Source organism: Leptolyngbya sp. FACHB-36, from assembly GCF_014695955.1.
Lineage (GTDB): Bacteria > Cyanobacteriota > Cyanobacteriia > Leptolyngbyales > Leptolyngbyaceae > FACHB-36.
The window spans coordinates 1-10,568 of record NZ_JACJPG010000659.1 but is presented as its reverse complement, the minus strand read 5'-3'; the positions used below and the strand labels follow the sequence as shown (position 1 = coordinate 10,568).

The window sequence follows — 10,568 nt, the reverse complement described above, 5'->3', positions numbered from 1 at the left end:
TTGTTGGCAACGTGGTCAATAAAGCCGGGGTCTTGGTGCGAGAAACCGTTGTGGTCCTGTCGCCAAACGTGCGAGGTCAGCAGGTAGTTGAGTGAGGCGATCGGTCTGCGCCAGGGAATGTCCCGAGTGGTTTTTAGCCACTTGGCGTGCTGGTTGAACATCGAGTCGATGATGTGAATGAACGCCTCGTAGCAGGAGAATAAGCCGTGGCGTCCGGTCAGCAAGTAGCCTTCCAGCCAGCCCTGACACATCTGCTCGTTCAGCACTTCCATAACGCGCCCATCAGGGGAGATGTGGTCGTCGATCGGCAGAATCTCGCCCGTAAACACGCGGTTCGTGGCTTCTAGCACCGCGTTAAGGCGGTTGGAGTTATTCTCATCGGGAGCCATCACCCGGAAATTCTGGCGGTCCTCGTTCAGTCTCATGACGTCGCGCAGGAGTTCGCCCATGACGCGAGTAGACTCTGCCATCTCGGTTCCTGGCGTGGACACCTCCACGGCATACTCGCGGAAATCAGGCATCCGCAGGTCTTTCAGCAGCATGCCACCGTTCGCGTGCGGATTTGCGCCCATGCGTCGATCGCCCTTCGGAGCTAGCTCTGCCAGTTCTGCCTGGAGGGTGCCGTTCTCGTCGAACAGTTCTTCTGGCTTGTAGCTCTTCATCCATTCTTCCAGCATCCGCAAATGCTCAGAATTGCTTGCCATTTTTGCTAGCGGCACCTGGTGCGATCGGAACGTGCCTTCTACGGGCTGTCCATCCACAAACTTTGGACCTGTCCAGCCTTTCGGCGATCGCAGCACCATCATCGGGAACTGGGGACGCTGGGTGAATCCATTCGTGCGGGCGTCTTGCTGGATGGCTTTGATCTCGGCATGGATCGTGTCGAGCGTTGCTGCCATCAGTTGGTGCATCGTTTCTGGGTCTTCCCCTTCGACGAAGTAGGGCTTGTAGCCATAGCCGAGGAACAGGTGCTCCAACTCTTCATCGCTCATCCGCGCTAGCACCGTAGGATTGGCAATCTTATACCCGTTCAGGTGCAAAATCGGCAGCACGGCTCCGTCACGGGCGGGATTGATAAATTTGTTTGAGTGCCAGCTTGCTGCCAACGCCCCCGTTTCCGCCTCGCCATCGCCGATGACGCAGCACGCCAGCAGATCAGGGTTGTCGAACACAGCTCCGTAAGCGTGAACCAGCGCGTAACCAAGTTCACCACCTTCGTGGATCGATCCAGGCGTCTCCGGTGCCGCGTGGCTAGGAATTCCCCCCGGAAACGAAAATTGCTTAAACAACCGCTTCATCCCCGCCGCATCCTGAGAAATATTGGGATAAAACTCGCTGTACGTGCCTTCTAGATAGGTATTTGCGACCAGCCCCGGTCCGCCGTGTCCCGGACCCGCAATGTAAATTACGTTCAAATCGTGCTGCTTGATCAGTCGGTTGAAATGCACGTAGATGAAGTTTAGACCTGGTGTAGTGCCCCAGTGTCCGAGCAGACGGGGTTTGATGTGGTCGATCGTCAGCGGCTCTCGTAGCAGCGGGTTATCGAGCAGGTAGATCTGTCCGACAGAAAGATAGTTGGCGGCGCGCCAGTAAGCGTTGATCTTATGCAGTTCGTCGGTGCTAAGGGGTTGTTGCTTGATCGGAGTTGCGACTGTCATACCTGATGTCTCAGAGGGTAGTTGGACTCGTCAATCTCTGCAAAGCTGCGCATCGATCGCATCCCCATAGTCTGCAAAACCAAATTGAGTCTTACATCCTCTACAAGTGGGAGTATTTCTTAAGGAGCGGTTAACAGGCGAGAAAACCTGCTATGAGCAGGGCAGTCGTTCGTCAAGACGTGAATGATGCTGGGCGATCGGCTGAAACCTTTGACCGATCGTCATACTTTAAGACTTTCCCAAGAAACTCCAGGTCCATGTAGGAGGTCCGTTACGCTTGCAGCAACCCCTCGCCAACTCACAGGACTCATGGAATTTTTATCCGATACCGTTGCGCTGTCGCGAATGCAGTTCGCGCTGACCGCTCTCTTCCATATGCTGTGGCCCACCCTAACTACGGGCGTCGGCATTTATCTGGTTATCGTCGAGGGACTCTGGCTCCGCACGCGCAATCCCGACTACTACCTCCACGCTCGCTTCTGGTCAAAGCTCTACGTGCTCAACTTTGGGATTGGCGTAGCGACGGGGATTCCGATGGAGTTTCAGTTCGGTACCAACTGGGCACCGTTTTCTGAGGCGGTCGGCAACTTCTTTGGCAGCGTCATTGGCTTTGAGGCCGCGTGGGCGTTCATGCTAGAAGCTGCTTTCCTCGGCATCATGCTGTTTGGCTGGGAGCGGGTCAACCCCTCAATCCACTTCCTTTCGACAATTATGGTGGCTGTGGGCGCAAACCTCTCGACCGTGTGGATTTTGACGGCGAACTCCTGGATGCAGTCGCCTGCGGGCGGAGAAATGATCAACGGCAAGTTTGTGGTAACCGACTACTTCCAGGCAATGGCGAACCCCTTCGCCCGCAACAGCATTCTGCACATGTTCTTCGCCACGCTGGAAACGTCGCTGTTCGTGATTGGTGGCATTAGTGCTTGGTATCTGCTAAACAACCGCTTTCCTGCCTTTTTTGCCAAGTCGTTCAAGATTGTGCTGGCAACGACGATCGCCGTTGCGCCCATCCAAATCTACATGGGGCACCTCAGCGGCGAACAGGTCTACCACTACCAGCCCGCAAAACTCGCTGCAATGGAGGCGCAATGGGACACCACTCCGGCTGGACAACCCGCTGATTGGAGCCTAATCGCTTTACCCAACGACAAAGAGCAGCGCAACGACTGGGAAATTTCCATTCCCAACGCGCTCGGCTACATTCTGGAATTCAAGAAAAATCTGTCAGAGCCAGTGATTGGGCTACGAGACTTCAAACCGGATGAGCGTCCGCACTTGATTGGACTCATCTACTATTCGTTTCACATCATGGTGGTGATCGGCTTTTTCCTTGCAGCCGTGATGGGGATCACCGTGCTCCAGTGGCTACGCGGCAAGCTTTCCCCAGACAATATTGTTCAGCAGAAGTGGTTGATGATTGCCTGGATGTTCTCCGCACCCTTAGGATTCATTGCCATTGACTCTGGCTGGATCGTCCGCTGCACGGGACGGCAACCCTGGACGCTCTATAAAGAAATCCGGACCGTCGATTCTGTCTCCAACATTCCCGCCAGTAATGTTCTCACTTCTCTGATCTGTTTTGCCGTGGTCTACTCGCTGCTATTTGTCGCCACGCTCTACTTTGGCAGTCGCATCGTTCGCAAAGGTCCGAATCTCGATCTGCCCGTGCCAGGATTGGAACCCAATCAGCCTGTTGTGGACACGACGCCCGGAGCCTTTGCCCGCGATGAACGTCCGGTTGAGGCGCAGCAGTGAAGACGCCGGACGATTGCGAAAACATGGCAGAGATTCGGCAGGCGATCGACCAGATCGATCGCCAAGTCATTACCCTGCTTGGTCAGCGCTTCGCCTATGTCAAGGCGGCTTCTAAGTTCAAGACTAGCGAAACCAGTGTTCGGGCATCCGATCGCTTCCAGGCAATGCTGCAACAGCGCCGCGTTTGGGCTGAGCAAGAAGGACTAAATGCGGACGCGATCGAAAAGCTGTACCGCGATTTAGTCAACCACTTCATTGACGAAGAACTGAAACACTGGAAGTCCAACATCGAATCAACCGAAGGCGAGTAATCGCGTTCAGTTGAGCTTCGCGCGGCTTCGCTCAACCGACTGCCCACTCCTTACTCCTCACTTCATGGAAACCCTCACCTACTTTCTTCCCCAAGTCTGGTTCGGCATCCTCGCCCTCTTTCTCTTCCTCTACGTCATGCTGGATGGCTTCGATCTGGGCGTTGGCATCTTATCCCTTACGTCCTCCGATGACGAGCGGCGTGGCATTCTTATGACCAGCCTCAGCAATATCTGGGACGCCAACGAAACATGGCTTGTGCTGATGGCTGGTGGACTGTTTGGCGCATTTCCCCTCGCCTACGGCACCATCCTCAGTGCTTTGTACATCCCGATTCTGCTGATGGTGTTCGGCTTTATTTTCCGCGCAGTGGCGTTTGAGTTTCGAGAGCAAGCTCGGCGCAAGTTCTTTTGGAACGTTGCCTTTGGTGCCGGAAGTTTTACCGCTGCGTTGGGTCAGGGGTTCGCGCTGGGAGCAGTGCTAAAGGGAATCACCGTAGACGAAACTGGACACTTCGTAGGTGGCACCTGGGACTGGCTAAATTGGCAATCCATTCTGGTGGCGCTAACGCTGATTCAGGGCTACGTCCTGATCGGCTCTACTTACTTGGTTTGGAAAACGGAAGGCGAATTGCAGGAAACCCACTACAAGACCGCCAAACTTGCAGCCTGGACAACCTTGGTCGGCGCGGTTTTGATCACGATCGGCACGCCAATCTTCTACGAAAGCGCCAGAGCAAAGCTGTTTCAGCCACCGCTCATCTACATCTTTGCGGTGATCCCGGTTGTGGGCATCCTCCTAATTTGGCAACTGGTTACCAGCCTTAAGCGCAAACAAGAGCGTGCTCCCTTCGTCTGGACAATCCTGCTGTTTGTGCTGACGTTTATCGGACTGTCGCTGGTCGTATTTCCCTACATCATTCCACCGCAGCTCACTATCTACGAAGCGTCCGCAGACCCCAGTTCGCTAGTGATTATGCTCATCTTCATCGGCTTCCTGATTCCGGTGATGCTGTTCTACAACCTCTATTCCTACGTGGTGTTTCGGGGCAAGGTGACAGGCGGCTACGAGTCGTGAGTCACTGCACCACCGTCACGGGAGTCCCCGGACTAACTTGACGGAAGAGATCCTCAATGTCTTTGTTGTACATGCGAATGCAGCCGTGCGATGCCGCCGACCCAACCGACTTTGGGTTGGGGGTGCCGTGGAAGCCAATCCAGTTTTTGCCGTCGGTCCAAAAGCCAATCCAGTGGCGACCTAGCGGGTTTTCGGGGTCGCCACCAGGAATCAGCACACCTTTTTTCAGCGGATGTATCCACGCAGGATTTTTGATCATCTGCTTTACTTCCCAGGTGCCCTTGGGCGTTTCCCAACCCGGACGACCGATCGCGATCGGATAGCGCTTAACCACGTTATTGCCGCGAAACAGCGTTACCTGCCGCCGACTCAGCCGGATCTCCAACCGCAGTGGCTTTGATGTAGTCGCTGCCGGAGTCGCGCTGGGTTGAGCAGACGGGTCAGCGGTTGGCAACAGCGGCAATGGCAGCGTCAGTGGAGTAGCAGGGACCGTAGGGGCATACAGCGGCACCGATGGCAGCGCGGGCGGCAAAATGGATTCTAACTGGCTCCCATCGATGGTCGCTGCCAGAGAACCATTTGCCAAACTGGTGAGCATCAGCACACTAGATAGCGGAAGCAGACAACGTTGCAGATTCATGAATAAGTTAGCGTCAGGGATCTCGATATCATGGTAGAGACGCGATCGCCTTCTGGCAATCCTTGTGCAGCCCTGGTTTACGCTTTACCAAGACAGCAGCGACCCACGGCAAAGTGCCGTTGCAATGACACCATCATAGCCCCGTACTCCCCACTCCAAATCCACCCATGCGAACCATTGCCGAGATTAATGACCGAATTCGCCAGCGTCAAGCCGTTGTTTGGACCGTGGAGGAACTCAAGGCAAATGTTGCTGAAATGGGTGTGACACAGGCAGCTAAGCAGGTGGATGTCATTACCACCGGAACATTCGAGCCGATGGAATCGTCTGGAGCCATTCTGAATTTGGGACAGACCGACCCGCCAATCAAGATTCGCCAGTGCTGGCTAGATGGAGTGCCGACCTATTCCGGCTTCGGTGCGGTGGATCTGTATTTGGGGGCAACGCAGGTAGGCGAAACCAGCGATGGCGAAGAGATGCGCGAAAAAGGCGGCGGCGATGTAATCGAAGACCTGATTGCTGGAAACCCTGTACAGTTGCGGGCGGTGGGGCAAGTGACCGACTGCTATCCCCGAGCGTCATTCGAGACAACAATTACCCGCGACACAATCAACCAGTTCTACCTGTTTAACCCGCGCAATCTGTACCAAAATTTTATTGTGGGAGTGAATGGGGGCGATCGTCCCTTGTTCACCTACTTAGGTCCGCTTCAGCCACGTCTAGGCAATGCAGTTTACTCGAATCCAGGGGCACTGTCGCCGCTGCTGAATGACCCGGACTTACAGCTAATTGGAATTGGTACCCGCATCTTTCTGGGTGGCGGCGTCGGCTACGTTGCTTGGGAGGGTACACAGCACTTTCCCCTCCAAAAGCGATTACCCAATCGCACTCCGATCGGTCCTGCGGCAACCTTGGCGCTAATTGGCGACGCAAAGCAAATGGATCGACGCTGGGTGCGGGGCTGCTACTTCAAAAGCTACGGTCCTTCGCTGATGTTGGGAGTGGGGGTGCCACTCCCAGTACTGCACGAAGAAGTGGTTGCCCGCTGTGCGGTGCGCGATCAAGACTTAGCTGCGCCGATCGTCGATTTTTCGATTCCCCGCCGCGTTCGTCCCACATTTGGGCTAATTAGCTATCAGCAACTGAAATCGGGACGGATTGTAGTTGACGGCAAATCGGTCCGAGTGGCTCCACTGGCGAGCCTGTTTCTGTCACGGCAAGTTGCACTGGAATTGAAACAGTGGATTACTGCCGGAACCTTTACGCTCACCGAGGCGGTTGCGCCGATTCCGGCAGATCGAACCTTCCTGCCACAGGACGTGTGGGGATCGCAGATGACGATCGACTAGCTCTGAGCGCTTTGATCGCTGCGTTTAGAAGGCTTAGGCAGCGCCTCTCGACGCGGCAGTGGGGCAGCCATCGGTTTGGTGCCTCTGCTAGGAGGACCTCCACCTCCACGCCCATCCATCCGCTTCTTGAAGGGCTTGCGGGCACCTCCCTTGTCGTCTTTAGAGCGCTTCTTAGGCGGTACCAGTCCAATGACGGTTCCTGCAGTAATTAGCAAATCCGTCTCCTGACGCTTCACTTGCAAATCCCAGAAATAGCCGACAGCTTTGTCGCTGGCTAGGACTCCTTTTAGCTGAAGCTTAAACGCTTTAGCTTTGTCACTGGTTTTGCGAGGAGTTTGCTGAATTTTGACAACAACCGTCTCTTCTTCAGGAGCAATGAAAACCACTTCTCCACGAATCGAAAAGTAGTCGTCCTCGTAGCCCGGTGAAAGGGTAGCTGGGTCTACCGCATCAGGTTGCTCGACAACGGGATCGCTCTCTGGCGCTGTCTCATCGCGATTCAGTTTTTCTGGTTCCCAAACGCCGACGATCTGCACATGCAAATCTCGCTTTGCATCTTTGGTGCGTGGATACACAACCCAAAGGTGCTCTTGCTCTAAGTCAAGATGGTTTTTCACCAGGCTCATAATCCGCCCCAGCAGCACTGTTTCAATGACCGTGCCGTCGGCGGCTGCCATTTCGCCACGGGTAAATTGCTCACTCGAAGGCGTGTAGCGTCCGCGCAGCAGACCGATCGCTCGGTACTGTTTCGGCTCACTGGGTGGCGGGATTGGCTGCTGCCGTAAGGCAGCATAATCCACGTCTGGATTGCTTGGTGGACTGATTGGCTCGCTGGGGGTAACGACCGTTGTGCTTCGGGCTGGAGCTTTAGAAACCGTTGAACTAGGAGTAGCCGCTTTCGGAATGTCTGGAGACGGCTGCGGGCGGCTCACGGGTCGCATCAACGGACGCTTGGGAACCAACGGCACTGCCTCGGAGGCAGTAGCCGCTGAGTCTAAGGCAGGTTCCGCATTCTGAGGAAACGACTGGGTTAAATCAGACGTTGATTGCTCACTCGAATCTGGGGTATCAGGCAAGGGATCAGGCAGGTTAGGGGACCGATCGGGCGAAGAACTCATAGGCTTTTATTCAAGCTGAGTGCACGATTGCATCAGTCAGCTTATTGTACTGAATCCATCAAGCCATGTACGATTCCGCAAAATTTGTGCAATTTTTACAAATGAAGGATTTGTAACAAACTTTGGCACAGTGATCCAGAGCAATTCCCAATGGTGCCGATCCAGAACAGGCAACAAAGAAATTTCGTTCGATCCGTTTGCGATCGCGGATAGCAAAATGGTTAGCCCCATCATACTGAAAACCTGAGATTCTCAGCAGAAATGGTGGTCTACTCTCTACCCAGCGCTAAAGTTTAATGTGTTCAGTAAACATTGAACGAAGATATGTTACAGTAATTCTATGACTGTAGAACACCATTTAGAGCGTGATTCAACTTCAGGGCAGCACCAGTCTGAGCGACAGCACTTTGTTGAAGATGTAGGCGTGCTATTCGAGATGGTTGGCTTACCTCGGATGGCAGGACGCATTTTCGGCTGGTTGCTGGTTTCCAATCCGCCGCATCAATCTCCTGGGGAGCTTGCAGAGGTGCTGCAAGCTAGCAAAGGATCAATCAGCACCATGACACGGCTACTGGTTCAGATTGGCTTAATTGAGCGAATTAGTTTGCCGGGTCAGCGCCGTGACTACTTTCGAATTAGGTTGAATGCTTGGTCCGAGTTAACCAATCAGCGGCTCGCCCAGATTACAGCGTTTCGCCAACTGGCAGAGCGCGGACTACAGCTTCTACAGGAAGAGCCACCCCAATCACGCCAGCGTCTCGAAGAAATGCGAGATATGCATGCCTTTTACGAGCAAGAATTTCCCCGCATGCTAGAGCGTTGGGAAAAGCAGCGTCGATCGTTGGATCAGAATAAATAGCGACGGTGTCCCGAATGACCCGTCTGCAGTTGGGCGACGCTGCCCTCGTTCACAGTCACACTATATACATCTCTATCTACTGACCACTGAGTCTGGTTATCCCCTTCCTTGCCTAGCTGGTTGACACATTCTCCCAATCTTGCTGAATTCTCTCCCATGCAACTCCCTTTCGTTGGAACTGTTACAAAGCGATCGACTCCCTGGATTGTTGGTCTAGCCGCAACTGGATTGGTTGGCGTCTCTGCTGCGACCTTTCTGGTGACCCGCAATGCTCCCTCAACAGCGCCGGTCAACGATCTCACTGTGCCCGTGCAGCTAAAAGACATTACGGTTCAGATTGCGGCAAACGGAACCGTCGTGCCCGTGCAAACCGTTAACCTTAGTCCTAAGACATCAGGGCGACTGGTGCAGCTACGCGTGGAGCAAGGCGATCGCGTCACGCAGGGGCAAGCAATTGCCCGAATGGAAAGTACAGAACTGGAGGCCCAGCGCAACGAAGCTGTCGCCAGTTTGATGCAGGCGCAAGCAAATTTGTCACTGCTGCGATCGGGCAGTCGTCCAGAGGCTATTGGGCAGGCACAGGCGGGTGTAGAACAGGCGCAGGCAGAAGTCACAACGGCTCAGACGCGCTTGAATTTGGCGAGCCAGCGAGTGAGCCGTAACCAGGGGCTGGCCTCTGAAGGAGCCATTACTCGCGATCGTCTGGATGAAGTGCTTAATGAGGAGCGCAGTGCCCGAGCCAATCTAGAGCAAGCGCAGGCGCGGCTGAATAATGCACGTCAGGGATTAACCCAGCAAGAAAACGGTCCCCGCGTGCAGGAGATTGAGCAGGGAGCCGCTCAAGTTGCCGCTGCCCAAGCACGGCTACAAGCGATCAATAAGCAGCTAGAAGACACCATTATCCGCGCTCCCTTCTCTGGCATCATTACGCAGAAGTACGCCACAGTTGGGGCATTTGTGACACCAACAACCTCAGCATCCAGTACATCCTCAGCGACATCGACGTCGATCGTGGCGCTGGCAAATGGCTTAGAAGTGCTAGCAAAAGTCCCAGAGGTTGATATTGGACAGATCAAACTAGGGCAAGAGGTTGAGATTCGTGCGGATGCCTATCCCAATCAGGTGTTCAAGGGTAAAGTGCGCCTGATTGCCCCCGAGGCGGTAGTCGAACAAAGCGTCACCTCGTTCCAAGTGCGCGTCCAGATCATCAGTGGAATTAATCAACTCCGCTCTGGCATGAACACGGATTTAACCTTCCTAGGCAGACGGCTCGACCAAGCCCTGCTGGTTCCCACAGCGGCGATCGTCACAAACAAGGGACAAACTGGCGTATTAATTCCCGATACCAAAAATAAGCCGACGTTTCGTCCAGTGACGATCGGTCCCACTGTTGGCAGCCAAACTCAAGTTTTGGATGGCGTGCGGGAAGGCGATTTTGTGTACGACGAACTTCCCGAAGGTCAAAAACTGGACGACGTCATTAAAGACATGAATCAGCAAAAGTAGGACATTGCAGTCCTCAATCAAACGTGGTTCATCTGAGGCCGTTTTCCTACGTTTCTACTCTTACTTCTCACTCCTTACTATGGACTTAATCGAAAGCGGCAAAATGGCGGTTAAAACGCTGACCGCAAACAAATTACGGAGTGCGCTAACCATGCTGGGTATTGTCATTGGCAATGCTTCAGTCATTGCCATGATTGGTCTCGGGCAAGGAGCACAGCGGTTAGCGTCGGAACAATTCGAATCTCTGGGTCCCAATGTGCTATTTATTACGCCAGGCACTCGTGAGGCGCGCAACCG

At 54.2% G+C, this 10,568-nt stretch carries 10 protein-coding genes; 7 read left to right on the top strand and 3 right to left on the bottom strand.

Annotated elements, in window-relative coordinates; all coding sequences use genetic code 11:
* Window positions 1-1,658 (bottom strand): phosphoketolase family protein (locus H6F43_RS20570; RefSeq protein ID WP_190344972.1); only part of this gene is annotated, 1,658 nt, incomplete at its 3' end.
* Between the two features lie 309 nt (window positions 1,659-1,967).
* On the opposite strand from H6F43_RS20570, the gene H6F43_RS20565 reads away from it, so the two are divergent.
* From H6F43_RS20565 to cydB, 3 genes are all read left to right on the top strand, one after another.
* Entirely contained in the window at window positions 1,968-3,413 is a 1,446-nt protein-coding gene (locus H6F43_RS20565) for a cytochrome ubiquinol oxidase subunit I (protein WP_190344970.1), read from the top strand.
* A complete protein-coding gene (locus H6F43_RS20560) occupies window positions 3,410-3,724 on the top strand; it encodes an isochorismate lyase (RefSeq protein WP_190344968.1) in 315 nt (104 codons plus the stop codon). Before H6F43_RS20565 ends, H6F43_RS20560 begins: the two co-directional genes overlap by 4 nt.
* 64 nt (window positions 3,725-3,788) lie before the next feature.
* Complete coding sequence (cydB, locus tag H6F43_RS20555) at window positions 3,789-4,799, top strand: cytochrome d ubiquinol oxidase subunit II (RefSeq protein ID WP_190344966.1); 1,011 nt, start codon at window positions 3,789-3,791, stop codon at window positions 4,797-4,799.
* Window position 4,800: 1 nt separating this feature from the next.
* On the opposite strand, the gene H6F43_RS20550 is transcribed toward cydB, so the two are convergent.
* A complete protein-coding gene (locus H6F43_RS20550) occupies window positions 4,801-5,439 on the bottom strand; it encodes a L,D-transpeptidase (RefSeq protein ID WP_190344963.1) in 639 nt (212 codons plus the stop codon).
* A gap of 167 nt (window positions 5,440-5,606) precedes the next feature.
* Between H6F43_RS20550 and H6F43_RS20545 the strand changes: the two genes are divergently transcribed.
* Window positions 5,607-6,788 (top strand): homocysteine biosynthesis protein, encoded by a 1,182-nt coding sequence (locus H6F43_RS20545; protein WP_190344961.1) that lies wholly within the window; start codon window positions 5,607-5,609, stop codon window positions 6,786-6,788.
* On the opposite strand, the gene H6F43_RS20540 is transcribed toward H6F43_RS20545, so the two are convergent.
* On the bottom strand, window positions 6,785-7,906 hold the full coding sequence (locus tag H6F43_RS20540; RefSeq protein ID WP_242025814.1) for a hypothetical protein: 1,122 nt from the start codon (window positions 7,904-7,906) through the stop codon (window positions 6,785-6,787). The two genes, H6F43_RS20545 and H6F43_RS20540, sit on opposite strands and share 4 nt — an antisense overlap.
* Before the next feature lie 340 nt (window positions 7,907-8,246).
* Between H6F43_RS20540 and H6F43_RS20535 the strand changes: the two genes are divergently transcribed.
* From H6F43_RS20535 to H6F43_RS20525, 3 genes are all read left to right on the top strand, one after another.
* Window positions 8,247-8,765 carry a MarR family transcriptional regulator gene (locus tag H6F43_RS20535; protein WP_190344959.1) on the top strand — a complete coding sequence of 173 codons (519 nt, stop codon included), beginning with the start codon at window positions 8,247-8,249 and terminating at the stop codon, window positions 8,763-8,765.
* 156 nt (window positions 8,766-8,921) lie between these two features.
* On the top strand, window positions 8,922-10,271 hold the full coding sequence (locus H6F43_RS20530; protein WP_190344957.1) for an efflux RND transporter periplasmic adaptor subunit: 1,350 nt from the start codon (window positions 8,922-8,924) through the stop codon (window positions 10,269-10,271).
* Window positions 10,272-10,350: 79 nt separating this feature from the next.
* Window positions 10,351-10,568 (top strand): ABC transporter permease (locus tag H6F43_RS20525; protein ID WP_190344955.1); only part of this gene is annotated, 218 nt, incomplete at its 3' end.